We start from the raw sequence: 22165 nt of genomic DNA, 5'->3' as shown, positions 1-22165 counted from the left end.
CTGGAATGTTCCGCCCAGCTCGTTAAAGAACCGTTTGCTGAGCGGAACGAATCAACCTTTTCGTTATTTCTCCCCCGACGGATCCGGCCTCGCGGGAAGACAAGCTCCCTAGGTAAGCCTTCCCAGATCCCGAGGATGCTATGCTGCCAAGATCTCCGGCGAATTCGGTATCTTCCCCCGTCCCCCCATACGAGCCTCCGCCGAACGCCACCCCAAGCTCGGATGCGACCTCGTACTTCAATTGATTAAGGGCCGCTTGGCATTCCGGAACGAGCTTTTTATTTCGACCTGCCATGACTCGATGCACCTCCTTGGATTTTGACGATCCTAGTATGCTCGGGTTCATGGTCTCCAAGGCGTATGAGTTGCTGGACAATTGGGTAAAATGTTCTAGCGCATTCGCCGGCCAAACGCGGACAATAGATAAGCTTGCCCCGCTACGCCCGCGTTGTCCTAACGGTGATTTCGTTGGACTCTCCTTCATAATCCCCGCCTGAGATGGCTAGCTTGAATTTATAGCTTGTATAGGCGCTCAATCCCGTAATTGTGGCGCTAGTGGAATCCAATCCCAATTCCGGGTATTCGACGACACCCCAAGACACCCCGCCATTCGTTGAAATCAGAATGCCGAAGGAAGCGGCTCGGGCAGGCACTGTCCATTTAAGAGTCACGCTTGAGGACGTTTTTCCGGTGTTCGACAGCGACGTTAGCTTCAATGCGTCGGTCTTTACGCTTACCGGATAAGAAGCTCCTTCGTTAGCCCCTCCGACTACCTTCAGGCGAATTTCATACTCCGTATTGGCCTGCAGCCCTCTCACCGTCGCGGTCTTGGAAGACGATGACAACGCGCCGGCGCTGGCCGGCTGCCATTCGCCGCCTGTTGTACGGAATTCGACGGAAACCGATGAAGCTCTAATAAGCGAGGACCAGGATAATGCAACCGTGTTCGCACTCTTGCCGGTTACTGCCAAGGAAGTAACCACTTCGTTGGCAGTCTTGATTGCAAGTACATTGGACAAACCATTGTTCTCTCCGCCCGTAACGTTCAGACGGAGCTTGTAATCGGTGCCCGCCAGCAACCCTGTTACCTTAGCGGTGCTTGCATTTGCGCTTATTGCCGTTTCAACTGTCGCAGGCTTCCACGAGCTGCCGCCGTTCGTCGAAACCTCTACCGTCACGCTCGAAGCGCCGACGGCAGCTGTCCAACTCAGTTCCACCGTACTGCCCGTTATAGCTCCAGACGCTAGATCCGTCAGCGGAGCCGCCACCGTCGTCGCGCTCACGCCGTTCGAGGGCCCTCATTCTGACCGCCCGTTACTTTCAAACGGAATTGATACATTTTGTTAGGTCGAAGCCCCGTCACGGTTGCAGCAGAGCCATTCGCCGCCAACGATCCCGTATCCGACAACGTCCACGTCGCGCCATCCGTCGATTGCTCGATTGCAATGCCTGTCGCGCCTATCGCTGCCGTCCACTTGAACGATGCTGTTGATACCGTAGCGTTCCCGTTTTTTGCGAAGCTTGTAATCTTAATTGCATCCGTCTTTGCGTCAACGATGTTCGATTCTCCTGCATTGCCTCCGCCCGTCACGACAAGTCGGAACTGGTAAGCCGTGTTCGCAGTCAATCCACTCACCGTCGCGACCTTTGCCGAAGTCGTCGACAGCGTACCCGTTTTCGCCGTCGTCCATCCCGTTCCTTCCGTCTTCTGCTGGACGATCAGGCTGGTCGGTTTCACCAGTGCCGGCCAAGACAGCGTTATGGAGCTCGTCGTTTTCCCGCTTGACGTTAGTGTACTAACCGGCACAATAACCGTTTTTATCGAAATCACATTGGACAGCCCGTTGTTCTCGCCGCTCGTTACGTTGAGGCGCAGCTTGTAATCCGTACCCGCCAGCAAACCTGTCACCTTGGCGGTAGTTCCATTAGCGCTTACTGCCGTTTCTACCGTCGCGGCCGCCCACGAGCTGCCGCCGTTCGACGACAACTCCGCCTTCACGCTCGAAGCTCCAACAGCAGCCGTCCAGACCAACTCCACCGTACTTCCCGTTACTTCTCCGGACACTAAGCTCGTCAGCGGAGCCGCTACCGTCGTCGCGCTCACGCTGTTTGACGAGCCCTCGTTCTGACCGCCCGTTACTTTCAAACGGAATTGATACGTCTTGTTAGGTCTAAGCCCGTTCACTGTGGCCGCTGAGGTATTCGCCGCCAACGATCCCGTATCCGACAACGTCCACGTCGCGCCATCCGTCGATTGCTCGATTGCAATGCCTGTCGCGCCTATCGCTGCCGTCCACTTGAACGATGCTGATGATACCGTAGCGTTCCCGTTTTTTGCGAAGCTTGTAATCTTAATTGCATCCGTCTTTGCGTCAACGATGTTCGATTCTCCCGCATTGCCTCCGCCCGTCACGACAAGTCGGAACTGGTAAGCCGTGTTCGCAGTCAATCCGCTCACCGTCGCGCCCTTCGCCGAAGTCGACAGCGTACCCGTTTTCGCCGTCGTCCATCCCGTTCCTTCCGTCTTCTGCTGGACGATCAGGCTGGTCGGTTTCACCAGTGCCGGCCAAGACAGCGTTATGGAGCTCGTCGTTTTCCCGCTTGACGTTAGTGTACTAACCGGCACAATAGCCGTTTTTATCGAAATCACATTGGACAGCCCGTTGTTCTCGCCGCTCGTTACGTTGAGGCGCAGCTTGTAATCCGTACCCGCTAACAAACCCGTTACCTTGGCGGTACTTGCATTCGCGCCCACCGCCGTCTCAACCATTGCGGCCGTCCACGAGCTGCCGCCGTTCGACGACAACTCCGCCTTCACGCTCGAAGCTCCGACTGCAGCCGTCCAATTCAGCTCCGCCGTACTGCCCGTTATTTCTCCGGACGCCAAGTCCGTCAGAGGAGCCGCCACCGTCGTCGCACTCACGCTGTTCGACGAACCCTCGTTTTGCCCGCCCGTTACCTTCAAGCGGAATTGATACGTCTTGTTAGGCCGAAGTCCGCTCACGGTTGCTGCAGAGGCATTCGCGGCCAGCGATCCCGTTGCCGACAACGTCCACGTCGCTCCATCCGTCGATTGCTCGATCGCAACGCTCGTCGCGCCTAACGCAGCCGTCCATTTGAATGGCACGGCGGACACCGTAGCGTTTCCGTTTTTCGCAAAGCTCGTAATTTTGACCGCGTCTGTTTTTGCATCAACGATATTCGATTCTCCCGCATTGCCTCCGCCTGTCACAACAAGGCGGAACTGATAAGCTGTATTCGCAGCCAGTCCGCTTACCGTTGCGCTCTTCGACGAAGTCGACAACGTGCCCGTTTTCGCGATCGTCCACCCCGTTCCTTCCGTCTTCTGCTGGACAATCAGGCTGGTTGGCTTTAATAAAGCCGGCCAAGCCAATGATGCTGTGCTCGTTGTTTTGCCGCTTACGGCCAGCGTTTCAATCGGGAATGAAGCCGTCGTTATCGACTTCTCGTTGGAAAACCCGTTGTTCTGCCCGCCCGATACCGACAATCGGAACTTGTAGGAAGTTGCCGCTTGCAAGCCCGTTACCGTCGCTCCCGCGGCACTCAGCCCCAATGCGCCGGTATTGGCAGTTGTCCATGTTGTTCCGTTCGTCGTTTGCTGCAGGACAATCCCAGTCGCGCCCTTCGGAGCCTCCCACTGGAACTTGGCAGATCCGGCAACAGCCTCTACCAGATTCAGGACGAGAGGCTCCGCATTGGTAGTGAATCGCACTTCATTGGACTTCCCTTGGTAACCCCCGCCTGTCACAGATAAATAAAATCGATAATTTTTGTTAGGAATGAGTCCCGCATCCATCACTTGAGTGGACTCTACCGGCAATTCTACAAATTCCCATGTCTGTCCTTCATTCTCAGATTTATGAATTTTTACTTTAGTGGCCCCGATCGCTTTGCTCCAAGTAAAGAGCGCAAATCGGCTGCCTTTTTCCTTAATGGCAAAATCGGAAATCGTCCTCGCCTCGGTCGTCCACGCCGCCAAGTTCGACGTGCCCGCGCTATTGCCGCCGTTAATGACCAGCCGGAATAGATAATTCGTCGCGGGGAGAAGGTTGCTTGCCGTGGCAGTCGCTGCCGAAGTCGAAATGACTCCCGTCGATGCCGTCGTCCAGTTCGCTCCATTATCCGCGGACTGTTGAATAATAACGTTGGAAGCTCCGCTTCCCGCCGTCCAAGAGAATGTAACCGAGGCCGGGGTGTGCCCCGTAACGGAAAAGTCGGCGACAACCGTAGGAATCCCTACTTCTCCCCATGCATCGATGATTTTCAACCGAACCGCTTTTCGCTGTTGCTCCGTTAAGCTGGAAATTTCCCCTGCCGCCAGCAAATAGCTGTTCTTGGCATCTACAAAGTCGGAAGTTGCCGTCAAATGATAGGAAAGCGCGTTGTAAGTCAGCTTGCCCAATATCGTTTTTCCGTTCAGCCCCAACGAATTGATCTTGGTTGCCATCAAGTAGGCCGCATAATTCGGAATTCCGCTGTTCACGTGAACTCCGCCATTATCTTGATCGATCGTCAAATATTCATATTCGCTCATCGTTTTTGGCTGATCGTAGAGATTTGGATTTTGCATGCTCCGCCCGATCATGCCTGTATCTTCTCCGATCGTCCAATCCGCCGAATCGATCACCGAAGCCATAATATCGGATATCGACTCATTAAGCGCACCGGACTGATAGCGATATTCCAAGTCTGCCGTGTGGGAGGTAACGCCATGAGTAATTTCGTGAGCGACAATGTCTAACGAGCAAGCCGTACAGTTCATTCCTCCGTTGCGGACTCCCGATCCGTCGCCATAAAACATAGCATTCAGCGAATCGTCCCAAGCTGCGTTATCTAGCGGATATCCGTCCTCATCCGGAAGATTAGCGATGGACAATATGCGGGCTCCATTGCCGTCCACGCTGTTTCTTCCAAAGGTATTCAAGTAATAATCGTAGACGATATCCGCATTATAATGGGCGTCGACGACATCGCGATATCTGCGAAGCGAACCGGAATCCTTGAATGTGCTACTCCTGCTCCACGAAGCATATATGTAGCCTTCATCATCGACATCATAATTATAACTAGAAGAAACAATCGCTCCCGAGTGAGATTGGTCGAATAAAAAATAGTACCCTTCGTCTCTCGTAATATTAATAGTCTTGGCAGCTCCGTTATAACCGTAGCCTGTTCCCGACGCAGCCGTAGCGTTTTGTATTTTATTATATTTTTCGATTACTTCGCCCGTTGTGGCATCTACATAGCCGATCCAGTTGCCATGAGCGGGCTTCAAAAAGCTCATTTGTACTTCATACGCCAAATACGTTTTACCTTCGTAAGGATAGATAAGCAACTCTGCGGTCGGCTTCGGATATTTGAAGAGCTTATAATCCGACTCCAGCTCGACAGGTTGTCCGTAGAACGCCTCCAAAGCGGACTTCAACCGGTTTGTCGCTTGCTCCCCGGTAATGCTCGGCTTTGTCGTCTGAACCGCGCTCAGATCCAATTCCGACTTGTCCTGCACTGCATAGACCTGTTGATTGCCGTCAAGACTAACTTGGTAATAATGGCCGTAAATCGGAACCCCGTTCTGAGTTTGTTGCAGCACAACATGTTGTCGGCCGGCTTCGTCGTATTTCGATTTTTCGATCTTGAACGAATACGCTGGCTTTATGCCTTTCAGTGCGTTCGATTTGGATTGGGAAAGAGCAAACGATATAATCGATGCCTGATCCTTCAACGGCTCCGACAGCTTTCCCATCTTGAACTTCGTATTTGGAGAAGGCTCATAGTTGTTTTTGGGTACCGCAGCGGGCGGCATACCGCTTTCGAGATCTGCAGCCAAAACGCCGCTCGCTCCGCTTACGAGCATGACCAATACCAGTAGTACGCTAATGAACTTCCTCTTCATTTGCACTTCTCCTCCGAACCATAAATTCATACTAGAACCAAGTAAATCTATTAAACGCTTCAACTATACCATCTTCCAAGTATTGTATATACAGAGAGTTTGAAATTGCTAGCTAAAGATTTCCCTAAGATCGGTCGGGTTTAGGAAAATTCGGCTAAATTCGCTATAATACTCATGCAAGCCATCTAATCGATCGAAGCGTTGCCGAGGTGCTCACATGTTTTTTTATTCGCCGAATTTCATCGTATTCATGATCGCCCTGCTTATTCCGTACTTCATATTCAAAAGACAGCGTTTGTTCTTGTTAGCTGCAGCCAATGCCCTGTTCTATGCCGCGCATCCCGAAGGGTTTATCGTGCTGTTCCTCGGGATGTGTCTATTGACGTTCGGCATCGTTCACCTTATGACCCGTCCTCGTTGGAGATGGTTGTTCTGGGTAGGAATCATCGCGAACGTGCTAAATCTGGTTTTGTTCAAATACACGCTGTTTGCGCTTGATAACCTGAAGCTCGTCGGCTTCCAAACCGCTTGGACCGACTCCTTCGCCGAATCGATCGTGCTGCCGTTGGGCATATCCTTCTACACATTCGAGTTTATTTCTTATTTAGTCGACGTGAGGCGCGGGGACTCAAAGCCGACCCGGTCGTTCTTCAAGTTCTGGGTGTTCGTCTCGATGTTCCCGCACTTGATCGCAGGACCGATTATGCGCGGCGATGAGCTGTTCCCCCAATTGGACAAACTGCCTGAACGCCGCATTTCCTGGTCGGATATGAAATACGGTGTATATCTCTTCACGCTAGGAATCATCAAAAAGCTCGTTATCGCCGATCAGTTATCCCCTATCGTAAAAGAATATTTCGACAAAGGATCTGCCCTTACCGGCACCGAATCCTGGATTGCTTCCTATACGTTCAGCTTCTTCATCTATAACGATTTCTCGGCGTATACGGATATGGCTATCGGGCTCGGCATTATGCTCGGCGTCCGATTCGCCGACAATTTCAAGTCCCCCTACCTTAGCGGCGATCCGAGCGAGTTCTGGCGCAGATGGCATATTACCTTGTCCCGTTGGATAAGAGACTACGTCTACATCGGCCTAGGCGGCAACCGCAAAGGGGCTGTCCGCACTTACTTGAACCTCTTTGGAGCTATGCTTGTCAGCGGATTATGGCATGGGGCAATGTGGACTTACGTGGCATGGGGAGGCATACACGGGCTCTTGCAAGTTGTGCATCGAATGTCTCTTGGTCTTAATCGCATTAGCTGGATAGCAGCCGTTCGCAAAAGTCGCTTATATCGGGTTATCGCCGTATTCGTCTTTTTCCATATCATTACGTGGACCTGGGTGTTCTTCCATGCTCCGAGTATCGAAATGGCGCTGGATATGACCTGGAAAATGCTTCACGCACATGCTGACAACGTCGTCGCTCATCCTACGTTTCTGCTCATTGTCGGATTGTTCGCGATTCACGTAGCTGAATTTCTGCTTCGCAAATACGAAGGAGCGGTCGGACGCGCTTGGCGCTTTGTTCCTTTCCCTTTGCGCAGCGCTGTCTATTTGGCGATAGTTCTCGCCCTTATCTACTACTCCAAAGGAGATAAATATGAGTTCATTTATTTCCAATTCTAAAAAGCTGCGAAAACGGCTTAGTTGGGGCTTGATCGGGTTGGTCGTTCTTGGGGCGGTCGCGGAAATTGGAGTGTTTCGGAATTTGGACTTTTACGGGAAGGCTCCCTACAGCTTTATCGGTCAATTGGACGTATTGGACCAATCCTTCAAGCACGCGGAGACCAGCCGCATTACGACGGCCGTATTCGGCGATTCGCAAAGCATTGACGCGCTTAGACCCGAGCTTATGGGTTCCGCCGGCGGCCGCGACCCGGGTACGATTTTTAACTTCAGCGTGAGCGGCGGCAAAGCCTTCGATATCTATCACACCTATCTAAAGTACGAAAGCAAGCTTACCGGTCTTCAAGAAGCGATCGTCGTAGTTAACGAGCACCAAATCAACTCTTATCGCATCGACAAAGGGGACATGTTCCGGTACTATGCGGGCTTTAATGATCGGCTCGCCGTCATGGACCGTCATAATTATGGCGAGTTGATGCTTGGGTGGGTATCCAAAGCTTTCGATTTGCGAACGACATGGTCCTCCAAAATCGTCGATCCCTACTTGAAAGGAACATTATCCAAGCCGTTCAAATGGAAAGCCGGCGGTCTTGCCGCCGTTACGATGGTCGACCCCGAGCACATGACCGCGGCCTATGCGGAAGATACCGCCAAACGTTGGTTTGAGGAGTACGATCCGGAAGGCTTGCAGACCGACTCCTTTGAAGCGTTGCTTAGCGCTTTGCATAACCGCGGCGTTCGCATCGTCGTTCTTCAAATCCCGCGTTCCGCCGAATTCGAAACGGCCATTCGAAAGCTGTATCCCGAGGAACGAAGTCAGTATGAACGTACCATTTCTGCGATTGCCTCGAAATACGACGCCGAATTTCACATGATGTCTAACGAAGGACTTCCTCTATCGACTTATTTCCGGGATACAAACCATCTTAATCCCAAGGGAGCGGCTATCGTAAGCAAGTCAGTTGCCGAGTTATGGTTAAAGTGAAGCAAATGAAAGAAGCTGTCGGGCTCTTGGCGCCTCGACAGCTTCTCTTTTTGTACCGGGATAATAGCTATTATTAGTGCCGTTCCATTACTTTAACGTATAACCGCCGCGAACTAAGACAGTCAATCCGACTTTCCCTTTCGGATCCGGGTGCACTCCCCGACCGTCCCGTGGAAACAGAATTAGATGGTTGTTGCCCACTACAGCGCCGGGCTTAATGTCCAAGCCGTCCGTCATATCGGACAGACCGTTGGTGTCGGAGCTGAATGCGATCGCTTTTCCCGTGCGAACAATCAGCTCTCCGCCCGCTGCAATGGTCAACTTCTGTCCAAGCGCCACATTAACGACTTCCAGCTGAGCCATCGTGCCCGTACCTTGACCTCCGCCTGCACCGATTTTCTCCAATTCGGCCGCCACTAGCTCGGCGACCTTCTTGTCGACGTAGCTTTTTGTAACGATTGGATCGTCTGCAAGTCCTGGGGTTGATTCGTTCACATCTGCCTCGGCGACAGACTTAAAGTAGAACGTACCTGCAAGGACAAAAACTACCAAACAAGAAATAAGGAGAATTTTTTTGTTCATTTTATTCAACGCTAGACACTCCTTTGAACTTCTGCCTATCTTATTTTAACGTGACTATTCTTAAAAAGTTACTGCAGTTGCAAAAAAAAGACGATCTGGATTTACCAGATCGCCTTTTCTAGTTACAGATTCATCCATTGAATATAAAAATACGGTATTGTTTTTTGTGCCAAAAGTACTTTTTGATCATTGATAGTGTAGTATATCGACAGCTTGTATTCCTGGAAGTTTGTAATTTTGTCCAGTATAGCCGGATCATTGAATTGAATGGTTTTCTTAATCGTTCCGCTTGAAGCAAATTCGTCAGTTTTATCTTTGCCGTTTAGTGCAAATTCTTTGACGAAAGTGACTTTTGCAGACTCTTGATCTTCTAACTCGAATCTTAGCTTATAAGTTCCAGCCATATCATCTACATTCGAATCTTCTACCATCGTATACTCAAAATCTAATTTCAATCCATTTGCACTCACATAGTTGCTCATATCCAGGTAGGCATAGAATTTATCGAACGTAAAATCATATTTCCCTATTGCTAAGTTATGGAACTTCGTGCTTGGTGCGGAGTCTGTCCATTCGGCAGTCACACTATAAATTTCCGAGGAAACAGTGTTGTCTTTATTTGAAGCATCCCCCGTATTAGGCAATAACTCGGTAATTAATAGATCCATCACATTATCTTTGGCAGCCAAGGGAACCTTGCCTGTGAACGGAACAATTATTCTGCCGCTAGAAATGACTTGACCTTCATATTCACCTACCGCAAGAGGATAGATTTGGCCGTCTTTCCCTTTCAGATAAATGCCATATTTCTGTAGACTGTTTGGTCGATACTCAAGATTTGTTACAGCTAGATCGCCAAAAATGTTAACCTGTTTTCCATCATCCTTGGATCTAACTTTTAGCAGCTCAACATTGGATTTACTCCCAACTCGCGTAAATGCTGCCGTCGAATCTACTGCCGTCTTATAAACATTATATTTATCGGATCTGAAGCTTCCGATTGTTTCTTCCGTTTTTTCATCCACAACTTCTTTTAGATTAATACTTACATCTTTAAGCGTTAGTGTATAAGGTATAAATATTGTCGCCGCAAGTTGAATACTTTCTCCTTTGGACAACTGTAATTTTGAATCAACCGCAATCAGTGCAGGAGTTTTCGTTTCTTGCGCGACACCGTTTATTTTCCAAGATGCTTTAAGCGACGGAACTTTTTGTTCATCATTCGAAATATTAGTTACTTTGATGTTTGCTTGCAACGCATCCTGACTTCCCGATGGTAATCTAGAATAGCCAAGGATCTCAATGTTGTAGTTATCATATGTCATTTTGGTAACAACATTAGTAACTACCTCCGATGCTTTCGGAACCTGATAGGCTGCCGTAGGAATGAATATCCCGTCCGCTTCACTCTGATATCCTGTAATTAGTTTTAAGCCTGTTGCTTTTACATCTATAGGAAGCGTTGCCTTCAAAGAAATAGTTTTTCGTTCTTTCGGCTTAACGACCAAATCCTTAAGATCGCTGTTTACCGCAGAGTAAATGGAGCCGTCTGGAGTCATTACGTAGAACTGTGTGGTTGCTGCTTTATATTCACGTGTGTTCAAGTTTTCAATCACATAAGAGATATCAATAACTCTATCTTCATCATCGACGGACGATTGAACTGTTTTTATTGATGTTTTTAGTTTTGTTTCTTTTGCAGCAATTGTAATGGGTTCATAAGCTGCAACTGCCGGTGCATATCCTTTAGCAAGGTCAAAGGTACCTATGTTTTTCATATAGCCAGCAACGTTAAAATCCCACTTAATTAAATTTACTCGGAGGTTCTTTAGGGTTAGCCCTTCATCTATCGCTGCATAATATGTAATGCTTGCATTAGACTTAGGTGCAACCGTTGTGATTTTTTTATCCTTGTCGACGACTTTAATGGAAAAGCTTTTTCCACTCGTTGTTTTAATTTTTGCCCAATAGTCATCAAGCTGCAGCGTACTTGCACCGTTATTAACGTAATTAATGGTATATACCAAATACAGACCCTTGTCTTGCGTAAAGAGCTCCACATTTTTTACTTGCGCAGTTACGTTTTTAGCAATGGTCAAAGGTGCCGGTATCGCTGATTTGACTGCCGTTGCTGCAAATGACGAAGATACCCCAGATACTGTAACGGAACCAAACACCAATGTGCCAGCCAATCCGACCTTTATCAAATTCTTCGTTAGCTGAAGTTTCAACTTTGTTCCTCCCTAAAAACGTTGGTAACTAATAAACGCTTAAAGGGCTCCAATAGTTTCGCTATATGCAAAATTTTCATCACATTCCATCTGAATGTAATGCTGAGTATAAAAAAACTTCCCCAAGGAGATTCCTTGGGGAAGTTCTTTCGCTTCAGTATTAGGTAGGATCATTAACAATGATGGTTGTAGTAGCTACCAGACCGTTAGACGTAACAGCTGTGATTGTAGCAGTACCTACTGCAACTGCACTCCACGCTCCGTCTGCATATGCTACTTTTGTAGCATCGGAAGAAGAGAAGTACACTGTTGGTCCGAAGTCAGCGCCATATTGATCTTTAATTTCGAGCAAGCTAGCGACGTCAATCGTTGCTTCCTCAGCGTACGTGTACTCAGCTTCCTTAAACTTAATGGATTTAGCCGCTTTTTTAGCATCGGAAGAAGTTACTTTAACTTCAGCCAGTTTGCTAGCGTCTTTCCAGAAAGTAATCGTCGCTTCGCCTTTAGCGATAGACCAAACCGTCTCATAGTCGGTGTTGAAGAGCGTCGTGTCGGAAGAAGTTACAGCCGTGAAGTAACGACCTTGGTCGATCGCGATTTTCTTGCCTTCTGCTGTTTTGCCGACCAGAGTCAGCGTTTTCGCATTGGTTTCTTCATCGTTGTCTGCGTTAGCGAAGAACAGACCTGGATCTTCAACTGCGAAGGAAGCCACTTTGTCGTCAGCAACAACAGTTACGGATACATCGATGGAAGTTCCGCTGCTGATCGTCGTGCCTCCATCGAGGTCAAGACCGATTTCCAGCTTCGTGGAACCAGCAGCAACACCCACAATTTTGTTATTCAGAAGCTCAGCAGAAGATACGATACCCGTAGTAGCACCGGATTTCAATTGAACAACAAGATCAGCATCTCCGAGATCGGACATTTCGCGACCATAGTTGTCGATTACTTTAACGGAGCTAAGTTCAACTACATCAGAACCTGCAATACCGTAAACCGAAGCAAGATCTTTAACAACGGAAACTTTGTTCGGTACTGCTTTGGCTTTCAGATCAACCGTTACTTGGCTAGCAATAGCGCCGCCAATCCAAGCATATACAGTAGTGGTGCCCGTTACCGCAGCTCCAACACCATCCGTAAACGTAAGGGTCAATTCACCCTTGTAGTTGTAGCCTTTGCTTACGACAACAGCTTCGCCGCGGTTAGTCGTGAACGTAACTTGGGAATTCGTATCGGATTTAGCGAATTCCTTCGAATCGATCGGTGCGCCATAGTTGTCAGCAGCAACGAATGCGAATTTAACGCCTTCCTCTTTCGCTACAATGGAACTCGGAGCGCTCAACTGGAAGGTTTTAACCTTTTGTGCTTCTTCAACTTTTACGGACGTGTTAGCAGTAGCGCCAGCTGCTGCGTTCAGTACCGTAATAACAACCGTTCCAGCTTCGGATTGAGCTGGGGTCGCTGCAACAGCATCAAATGTCAATACGCCATCGTCATCTACAGAGAAGGAATCCGGATTAACGATTTTGATATTGCTGATGATGAACTGATAGTCACCAATTTTTACAGTGTTGGAACCCTCTTCGTATTCACCTTCGCCAGCAGGCAGCTTATATGCATTGCCAGCTGCATCTTTGAAGGAGTACGGAAGAACGAGGCCTTCGTCTTTCGAAGTGATGCGAGTTTTGTCTTTCAAAGGAACTACCGGTCCAAGCGACAATTGCGTTACTTGGGACGCGTCAGTAATTTTGAAAGTTTTCGTAGCGGTAATACCCGTTGCAGGGTGAGTAGCCGTAACGATTACCACATCGTCCTTAGCAAGTGCGGAAAGGTCATAAGCTCCGCCGGAAAGAGCGATCGTAGAACCTTTGCCGACAACAGTTGTCGTCAGAGAAGCATTTTCGACTTTTTCGCCGAATTGGTTCGTTGCAACGACATCAATTTTTTGGTTAGCAACTTTTTGCACGCTGCCCGTTGCAATTTCCAGCTTCGATACGGTTTCGTCTACAACTTTAACCGTTACTGCATCGAAGTCGTTAACTTTAACGGAGTAGTCAGCAGCAGGAAGGAACGAGAATTCCAGAACGGCGGATTTTTTGTCAGCCGCTACAGCCGTAGTGAAGCTGTAAGGAACAAGTCCGTTTTTAACTTCCACTTTCAGAGCGGTTTCTTCAGCGGTAGTCAGAGCGCGGTTGAATTCAACCGTGATCTTTTTAGCGCCCGTTTGGGACGTTTTAGCGACTGCGATTGTAGAAGGGTTAAGGATATCAACAGCCGTGTAGGAAGCTTCTACAAGCAGACCGCGAGTAGCGTTTGCCGTGTAGTTGGTCGGAAGAACGAAACCAGCGTTTTGAACCGCTTTGATGTAACCAGCAGCCCAAGCGTCCGCGCCTTCAACCGTTGCTCCTTCAACCGGAGTCAGGCCCAGAGCTTTAGCAAGAACTACTGCGAGTTGTTGAACCGAAATGTTGTCTTGAGGACCGAACGTGCCGTCGCCTTTGCCTTCGAAAAGTTTAGCAGCCGTAGCAGCTTCAACTTCTTGGTAAGCCCAGTGAGCAGCAGGAACGTCGGAATACGTTTGGACCGAAGGCTGAGCGTCGACGTTCAGACCTTTCAAGAGGCCGGCTACGCGAGCGAATTGCGCGCGAGTCATGTTTTGGTCAAGACCAGCTTCTCCATTTGCAAGACCTGCGAAGATACCTTTAGCTTTCAGTGCATCGAATTTCTCTTGAGCTGTCAGTTCAGCAGCGGATGCGAAGGACGCGAACGCGCTAACTGCGAGTGCTGCGGAAAGAAGTACCGGTAAACTTTTTTTCATAACCTTTTTTTCTCCTCCTTGGGAAAACTTCTGTGTACTTGTTTTTTTAGAAGAATTAGAGCTCGAATCTCTCATCGACGTTTCACCCCCTCTCCGGAGTAGAGCATTGTCTATAATTGATGTCTGCTGCATGAACTATGTAGTAGATGCATGTCGCAGAAACTCGTAAACTCGCGAAAATAACACAAAATAGGCAGGGTAAATTATGCCACTTTCAACATTATACATGAGAGCCTTGCCTAGCGTAAAGTATTTTTCGCCGATAACGCTAGGGAGTAGGGCTCAAGTCCCTCTCGCAAGTCTTACAATGTTAAACGCTTGAGATCGGAAAAAGTTGCGGTAGTTGCGCAATTGCTTTATTTTTTTTTCAAATGCTTGGCCCAATCGATTTCTCTTAATGTATGTAGGGACTTCGCTTCATTAGTATAGCTCGGCCCGCTATGCTGCGTCATTGATAAAAGTTTTCCTTCGTATCCATCAACCACCCATGGAGATCCATGGAATACGAAAGAGAGCAAGAGTCCGCCCCGCAGCTTAAACGAGGTCGGACTCTGAGCTTCTTCCGTTAACCTAAGTTTTTCGGGAAGATGTTCGTTTTCAGTTGAAGCATTTTAACGGCGATTTGACCGGCCTCGGCGCGGGTCAGATTGGCTTCGGCGTTAAAGTTGTACACCGGCTTCTTCTGACCGGCAACGGTTACTTCCGAGCCCATCATAATTTTCGCCTTATTGACGGCTTCCGCTGCCGGACGAGCGTAAAAGTCGATCCGAGAAGAGTCGACGAACGACTTGGCCAGCTTAGCTTCAAGCTTCTTGTCGTTAAGCGAAAGCTTCAATTTGAGCGCTCTGGCGATCATTACAGCCGCTTCTTGACGGGTGACGCGAGTTCCGGCGCTGAAGAAGCCTTCCGATTTACCCATGACAATCCCTGCCCTGGCAGCTGTCTCGATATATTCGTAGCTCCAGGTCGTTGTGCTCGTTCCCGGCAGGATGTCGAAGAACGTGTTTTTGTCATCGTAGTTCAACGGGATATTGAGTCCTTTAACCAGTAGGGTCGCAAACTCGCCGCGCGTCGTCTGATCGTCGGCGCCGAACTCGTCGAACCGCAGGTTGTTCATAATCCCTTTGGAATAAAGCGCGTTAAGAACGTTGCGGGCCCACGGATGGTTCGTGATATCGTTATACCCGCGTTTAAGCTTGGTGACCATGTAGTAGCCAAAATCATCGAATGGCACGGTAATCGTGTGGTTCTTCGTATTTACTTCGCCGCCGATGTTCTCCCATACTCCTCGATCCGTGTAGCGGAACACGGATACCGTATAGCCGATCTCATCTACAACATTGCTGTTATAAGAGAGTGTCAGTTCTCCGCGATTCGAGGGGACGACTTTGCGTTCCAACGGGAATTCCGTGAAATTCCCTTCCGTTGAGTAAGGGGCCAATCCGTTCGTAGCCGGAATATAGCCGCTTGTTCCCTTATCCCCGAGCTCGCCTTCCCCGCCGTTGATCCAAAAAATATTCGAGATAGTCGTGAAATTCTGGGTGTTGGCGGAGCTTCTGAAACGGGATACCAAGTAATCCTGAATGGTCACGGTTGAGACTCCGTTATTAATGATATGACCGTAATCGTTCCGGCGTTCAACGACGCCGTCTGTCGGATCCGCGATGCCGAACAACAGCTTCGTTTCCGTATAGAACTTCGTTATTCCGCTGCCGTTCTGATAAGCGGATTTTAAGATGGTGCCTTTAGGGAACGTAAGCTCTATCTGTTTGTTGAAAATGCTGTGTTTCGTCTTCAGCGGTTCCATATACTGCGAATCGATCTGAATCGAATTCGTGTACATGACGCTCACCGTATCGTTAATCGTCTGACTCGGTCTTACGACTCTGATCTTAATGGCGGTAACCTTATTGGCCTTCAGGTCGGAGTAGTCGAATGTAAACCGGCTGTTCGGCTGTTCAACGGCTTGGTATTTGTCGATGAAAACCGCCGTAGCGCCTTCCGCCTCGATATCAAAGCGAACGAAGTTTTTATTCACGATAATCTGATCGCCTACGGTCGGCTGCGGAGCCAGCAGAAGGTAGGAAGAAAGCTCGCGAGCTACTTCGAGGCGTTGAGTCGAGCGCGCGCCGGTTCCGTTAATCAGTTCCAGGTTGTAGACGTGAGAGCCGGGCTCCGGGAATTCCAAATCGCGAACCCTAACGATAAAGTCCCTCTCGTCCCCGGAGAAGTCGTAGTAATACTTTTTGTCGTTCATCGTAAATTCGCGGAGCTTGATCAACTTCTCTATTCCGCCAACGCCGTCTTCATCCTCTTCCTTCGGAATCGAAAGATTAAGAATCGTCTCGGATCCCAGCTTCAGATTAAGAACGCTGGCGCCGCTGCCGCGAATGACCAGATCGTAAGTCGTCCTGCTGGTCACATACTTGTCGTTCTTGAACGCAAAGTCCGTAGATGCGGCAAACAGCTTACTGATGAGATCGTTGTACAGCACATCCGTGCTCGGAGATGCGAAGTCTTGAAGCACGAACTCAGGACGAGTATCGACAGGCACAGGGGCCGGCATAAACTTCGCAATCTTCGATACGTTCTTGTCCGTAATATAGATTTTGATTTCTTTGCGGACCTCTCGCACGACTCCTCCGGAGCCGCCGTCCGTCCTGGCGACAAAGACGATTCGATTCTCGCCGTAGACGAGAGGACCTTCCGGCTTGATGTCTAGTTCAAGCTGGAACTTATAAGAGTTAGCGGCAGGATCGAAATCTTCCGTGAGATCGATATCGGGGGAATCGGTAGGAACCGTTCCATTAACGAAATATTCGGGATCGCTCGTGAAATTCTCGAACCCGATGAATTCGCCGCTGATTTTCAACGAGCTTTCAAGGCGGGAATCGAATTCGTAAGTCTGACCGTCATAAATGTCGGCTACGTAAATATAGTTCTGCGAGATATAGGTGATATCCGCAATGTAGTTAGCGCCTGCGCTATAGCTAAATTGCACTTTTTGCTGTCCGTTAAGGAAGCCGCTAATTTTGTAAACTTCATATACCGGATCCGGGACAGTGGCGCCCGATACTTGCGTTAAGTTAATGGCCGTCGTGCTGAGAGGCAGATAGACGCCGTCCAACCCTGTGGACGGAGCTTTGTCCGCTTTGACCAGGATATAAAAATCGGATTTGCCGACCTGAGCTCCCTTAAGTGGAACCTGCGTTTGCGAGCTGACGTCCGTATTCGTACTTTCGTCAAAGTCCGGCAAGTAATACATTGCCGAAATAAGCGTGTTGCCCGGCATCGATTTGAACTTAGCCGTTTTTGCCGTTCCGAAGGTTCCGTAGGTAACGCTCAAAGTCGCCTCTTGATTCAAGACGGAGTCGTCGTACGGATGATCGGCGGTCGTGAACGTTACGAGCCTGTATTTAGGCGTAACTCCATCCGGGCCAGGAATGATAATTTCAGCCTCGTCTACAGTGACCGTGTCCGTCACTATATCGGCGCTGCTGTCGCCCTTCAATTGGAACGAATAAATAGCCGTTCCGTCAAAAGGAGCATCGTCATAGGGCACCAGCAGCTGCGCTTTTAACGCAAAGCTTGAACCGAACTCTGTAATGGTAGGGATCGTCCCAAGAGCCGGATACTCTCCGCTGCTATGCACGATCTCCAGCTTCGTTAACGGGTTGTCTTTATCGAAGTAATAAATCGTACGCAATACGTTAATGGAGTCCGATCCGTTCTGAACATTAATATTCAGACTGTTGACGCCGGACCTCAAATTCAATGCCGGAGAAAAAAACGTGCCGTCTTCAAGCAACGACGTAATCGCAGCCGTTCCGCCGTTAAGGGCGACGGTTACCTTGGTAGCGTTCTGAGCGACACCTTGAAGAGAAACGGTCGACTTCTCAACGACAGCTTGCGAGCCCTCGTTCAAGTTAATTTCGCTAGGACCGCCCCCGACGACCTTCAGTGCGGTGAGGAACGGCACCTTATCGTACAACACAAAGAACGTATCGGAACGTTCGATGCCGCCTTGCATGCCGGAGAACGTAATTCGATTGAACCCGGAAAACAGAGCCAGATTGTTGGCCGCAAACCGGTTCGTCGTGCCGTCCTGGGCAAGAACCGCAGCATTCACGACACGGGTCGCATCCGGCACCCATTTGTTCGACTGATAATTCAATTGTTCAACCTTGACCTTCATCGTATCTTTGGATACATATGAAAAAGTACCGGTTATCGTTAGAGCTCCGTTCGTCGTTTTGTACACATTGTCTCGAGTAATGATCGTCCCCGAGGAGTCCATCGTATACAATGCAGATTGCCGGATTTGTGTGATGTCGGGAATGAAGTAAGTAGCAGCCGATGCCGCGTTTGCCCGCTGGGCAAGTTCCGAAGGGAACAAGGAAACCAGCAGAAGCGTCATCATCAACCACACCAACGGTCGTTTGATGCGTTGCATGATTCGAATCTCTCCTTTTTGTAAAAAGTACGTGTTGGCGATGCTTAACAACCAAGATAGATTATGTATCGGCATTGTCTGACCCACATTTTAGTTCTGTAAGAAGGTTTAATAAACTTTTCGTGGGGCATGAACAAAATAAAAGACCCGGAATCGGGTCCCGGGTCTTATTTCGAGCGGCTATTCGTCTCCGTCTTCATCCGCATGCGGGCTAGGAAGTCGAGAACCGGACGGCGTGAGCGGTCGACGATTCCGATGAGCTCCGCGCCGATTTGGAGCAGGAAGACCATGACGCAGATGACGATGAACGTCACCCAGTTGCCTAGCCCCGTCTCCGTCAAGTACGACTGAAGCACCGCGCAGGCGCCGAAAAATGCGGCGATACCGTAGATCAACAATACCGTCGTGCGATGACTGAAGCCGAGCTGCTGCAGACAGTGATGCAAATGCCCTTTGTCCGGAGCGAAGATCGGCTTCTTGTTCACCCAGCGGCGGATGATCGCGAAGAACGTATCGGACAGCGGCACTCCGATAATGAGGAGCGGCGTAACGAACGAGACGACCGTAATTTGCTTGAACCCCAGCATGGAGAGCATCGCAAGGCTGAATCCCAGGAACAGCGAGCCCGAGTCTCCCATAAATATTTTCGCCGGGTGGAAATTGAAATGAAGGAATCCGGCGATACTGCCGAGCAGAACTGCAGACAGCAAGATAACCGTACCGTTGCCTGTGAGAATACCCATGACCAGAATGGAGGTGATGGCGATTCCGGACACTCCGGCAGCCAGCCCGTCCAATCCGTCGATCAAATTAATCGCGTTCGTGACCCCGACGATCCAGAAGATCGTCAGCGGAATCGAGAGCCATTCGCCCAACGGCTGCATGGCCGACCCGAACGGAATGTTCAAGATGTTGACCTTCACGTCGAAGCCGAAGACGACGACGCAAGCGGCAGCGATCTGCACGAGAAGCTTAAGCTTCGCGGACAGCTCGAACCTGTCGTCGAGAGCGCCCAGCAGTACGATGATCGTACCGCCCGTCAGCATCGCGGCGATAAGGTTGCGGTTATGCGAGAGCATCATATTGTTCGGGATGAACGGCAATAAGGCTAGAATGACGACGGTAAACGAGGCGAAGATCGCCAGCCCGCCCATCCGCGGCATGATGCGTGTATGAACTTTTCGTTGATTCGGCACGTCGATGGCGCCGATGCGGATCGCGAACTTTTTTACGAGCGGCGTCAAAATCATTGCAAGCGCAAGCGCCACAAGAAACCCTGCGATTCCGATACCTACTAACCAACCTGTCGACATCTACAACTCCCCTTTATCTCTACCGAGGAAGATTATACTCCCGACTATGGAAATTCAACAAGGCTTGTTTTCATGTCGTTTTCCGGCATTTTTCGCTGTTTTCATGGTTTTCATGAAATTTTCACGACGGATCGCCCGGTTTTAACACTTTATCTCCGTCTTTGATCACTTTTAACGCAAAACGGGGTAAAACCAGCATTCTTTTGTAACGCGACGGCTCCTGCAGAAGCCGATAGAACCATTCAAGCCCAAGCTTGCGGAACAATGCCGGAGCCCTCTTCAGCTTGCCCGCTACGACATCGAAGCTGCCGCCCACTCCCATCATGACAGGAACCTGCAGAGCTTCCTGGTATTTTTCCAGCCACGGCTCCTGCGTGTTCAACGATCTCGCGAGCAGCAGGATGTCCGGATTCGCCTCGCGAATTTCCCGAACAACCTCTTCATCGTCGCTGTCTTTGAAGTACCCGTCGCGGCAGCCCGCGAAACGGATGCCCGGAAATTGCCTTTGCAGCTTGTCGCGCGCCGTTACGATAACGTCCGGCGAAGCTCCGAGCATAAAGACGCTCCACCCGCGCCGATCTCCTGCCCGAAGCAGTTCGTGCATAAGATCGAACCCGGCCACCCTTTCTTGTACCGGCTGGCCGACATGGCGGGCCGCCCACACGACTCCGGCTCCGTCCGGAACGACAAGGTCGGCGGTTCTAAGCGCCCGATGGAAAGCCGGATTCTCGAGCCCAGCCATCAGCATAATCGGGTTGCCGGTAACAATACGGTGAGACTTGCGGTCGGCAATAGCCTGGGTGAGGTAGTCGACCGTTTCTTTCATATTCATTTGAGAAAAGAGTACGCCATAGAGCGATACCGTCGGATAGGACTTGCCCACATTGTTCACCTTCCAGCTTTCCAAATGTAATACGTTTGAAGTTGGGTATTTGTTGCGGATTGACGATTTTTAGCGGACAAGCCTGCATTCAACGAATGTAAGCGAGAATACGCTGCGCCGGCTCGACGGCTTCGCGCTTCAACCGCTCGATCGCCGATCCCGCCGATTGCCGCCAACGCTCCGGGTCGTCCAGCAGCTTGGCCGCTTGCTCCGCAAAGCGCTTCGGATCGAGCGCTTCGGTCGATCCGACAGCTTTTTGTCCGAGCCTGCGAAGAAATTGGTCGATCTTCGGATCGTAAGAAAGACCGAGAAGCGGAAGGCCCCGGTTCGCCGCGTAAATAAGGGAGTGCAGCCGCATGCCGAAGAGCAAATCGCATCGGCTCACTTCCTGCAGCATCCGCTGCGGGTCCTCGTAAGCGGGAGCAAGCTCCACCGGCGCCGCACCGCCCAGACGTTCCATTACATACCGCGAAGCATCGTCATCCGCTCCGCGGTGGAACGGCAGGAAGCGCAGCCGCACGGAGCGCAGACCGGCCAGAGCGCCCAAAGCGTCTGCGATACGATCCAGGTCTGCGCGGTCCCCGCGCCAGAAGCGCACCGATACTCCTACGATCGGCGTCGCATCCGTTGAACGAGCTTCTTTGGCTGACTCCTCCGGCACTTCTGCCGAACCAGCCAGCGGCAAGCCCATTACCGGATCGGGCACGACTGCGATGCCGGTCATGGGAACGCCGAACCGGCGCAAGAGCTCCGCCGACTCCTCGTCTCGCACCGACACATACTTCGCCTTGCGAAAAGCCCGCGAAATCGGCCAACGGTAGACACCCCGGTTTACCGGACCGATCCCTTGCGCGTATACAAACGTCGGTTTGCCGCACCACCGCGCCATCTCCATTATTCCGAGATAATACGGAATAGAGCCCAGCCCCGTCGCGTCTTGCAGCAAGCTTCCGCCGCCGCTTATGAGGCCGTCGCTCTTCCGCAGCGCCGACCATATTTCTCCCAGCTTCATTCGGTGAACGGCGTCAACCCCATACTGGTTCTTCGTCCACTCGGGATCGCTGGATAGAACGATAGGCTCCACGGATTCACCGCGCGCCAGAGCTTCCTGCTCCAAGGCGGTCAAGATGCTTTTCAGCACCGCTTCGTCTCCGCTGTTCTTAAAGCCGTAATATCCTGACAGCACGTATTTCCTCGTCCGGCCGTTACCGCCCTGATCCGCCAACTGCATCATCCCCGATCACCCGACATTTCCCGCGCAATAACTGCGTTTATTTTTGCCTGTTCGACTTTATTTTCACGCGCAAGCCGCAAAAAATGCATCTAACGCGCCTTCCCCCCATAATCCGGACAGAA

At 50.3% G+C, this 22165-nt stretch carries 12 protein-coding genes; 2 read left to right on the top strand and 10 right to left on the bottom strand.

Features of this window, described 5'->3' with window-relative positions:
* Window positions 1-22: 22 nt before the first annotated feature.
* The 3 genes from D3H35_RS14845 to D3H35_RS14835 all read right to left on the bottom strand — a co-directional run bounded on the left by D3H35_RS14845 (window position 23) and on the right by D3H35_RS14835 (window position 5914).
* On the bottom strand, window positions 23-295 hold the full coding sequence (locus D3H35_RS14845; RefSeq protein ID WP_119150076.1) for an alpha/beta-type small acid-soluble spore protein: 273 nt from the start codon (window positions 293-295) through the stop codon (window positions 23-25).
* A gap of 142 nt (window positions 296-437) precedes the next feature.
* Window positions 438-1283, bottom strand: coding sequence for a fibronectin type III domain-containing protein (locus tag D3H35_RS14840; protein ID WP_119150075.1), 846 nt, complete (start codon window positions 1281-1283; stop codon window positions 438-440).
* The gene (locus D3H35_RS14835) at window positions 1280-5914 is read right to left on the bottom strand and encodes a M4 family metallopeptidase (RefSeq protein WP_158594122.1); all 4635 of its coding nucleotides are present in this window, start codon (window positions 5912-5914) and stop codon (window positions 1280-1282) included. The genes D3H35_RS14840 and D3H35_RS14835 overlap by 4 nt, the downstream gene beginning before the upstream one ends.
* A gap of 217 nt (window positions 5915-6131) precedes the next feature.
* On the opposite strand from D3H35_RS14835, the gene D3H35_RS14830 reads away from it, so the two are divergent.
* Together D3H35_RS14830 and D3H35_RS14825 are read left to right on the top strand one after the other, a co-directional pair.
* Window positions 6132-7544: an MBOAT family O-acyltransferase gene (locus tag D3H35_RS14830; RefSeq protein ID WP_119150073.1), complete on the top strand. Its 1413-nt coding sequence runs from the start codon at window positions 6132-6134 to the stop codon at window positions 7542-7544.
* The gene (locus D3H35_RS14825) at window positions 7519-8529 is read left to right on the top strand and encodes an SGNH/GDSL hydrolase family protein (RefSeq protein ID WP_119150072.1); all 1011 of its coding nucleotides are present in this window, start codon (window positions 7519-7521) and stop codon (window positions 8527-8529) included. Before D3H35_RS14830 ends, D3H35_RS14825 begins: the two co-directional genes overlap by 26 nt.
* An 87-nt stretch (window positions 8530-8616) precedes the next feature.
* Here D3H35_RS14825 and D3H35_RS14820 read toward each other — a convergent pair whose 3' ends face one another.
* From D3H35_RS14820 to csaB, 7 genes are all read right to left on the bottom strand, one after another.
* Entirely contained in the window at window positions 8617-9111 is a 495-nt protein-coding gene (locus tag D3H35_RS14820) for a hypothetical protein (protein ID WP_411675155.1), read from the bottom strand.
* Between the two features lie 122 nt (window positions 9112-9233).
* Window positions 9234-11342 (bottom strand): hypothetical protein, encoded by a 2109-nt coding sequence (locus D3H35_RS14815; protein WP_119150070.1) that lies wholly within the window; start codon window positions 11340-11342, stop codon window positions 9234-9236.
* A gap of 160 nt (window positions 11343-11502) precedes the next feature.
* Window positions 11503-14160: an S-layer homology domain-containing protein gene (locus tag D3H35_RS14810; RefSeq protein WP_158594121.1), complete on the bottom strand. Its 2658-nt coding sequence runs from the start codon at window positions 14158-14160 to the stop codon at window positions 11503-11505.
* 565 nt (window positions 14161-14725) lie between these two features.
* Entirely contained in the window at window positions 14726-18613 is a 3888-nt protein-coding gene (locus D3H35_RS14805) for an S-layer homology domain-containing protein (protein WP_158594120.1), read from the bottom strand.
* Between the two features lie 167 nt (window positions 18614-18780).
* The gene (locus D3H35_RS14800; protein WP_119150067.1) at window positions 18781-19926 is read right to left on the bottom strand and encodes a glycosyltransferase family 4 protein; all 1146 of its coding nucleotides are present in this window, start codon (window positions 19924-19926) and stop codon (window positions 18781-18783) included.
* Between the two features lie 121 nt (window positions 19927-20047).
* Window positions 20048-20809 (bottom strand): WecB/TagA/CpsF family glycosyltransferase, encoded by a 762-nt coding sequence (locus tag D3H35_RS14795; protein ID WP_233567944.1) that lies wholly within the window; start codon window positions 20807-20809, stop codon window positions 20048-20050.
* Between the two features lie 88 nt (window positions 20810-20897).
* A complete protein-coding gene (csaB, locus tag D3H35_RS14790) occupies window positions 20898-22043 on the bottom strand; it encodes a polysaccharide pyruvyl transferase CsaB (protein WP_233567943.1) in 1146 nt (381 codons plus the stop codon).
* Window positions 22044-22165 lie beyond the last annotated feature (122 nt).

The sequence above is a fragment of the Cohnella faecalis genome, from assembly GCF_003570905.1.
Classification (GTDB): Bacteria; Bacillota; Bacilli; order Paenibacillales; family Paenibacillaceae; genus Cohnella; species Cohnella faecalis.
The sequence above is the reverse complement of the archived record's forward strand: the minus strand, read 5'-3'. Positions and strand labels throughout refer to the sequence as shown.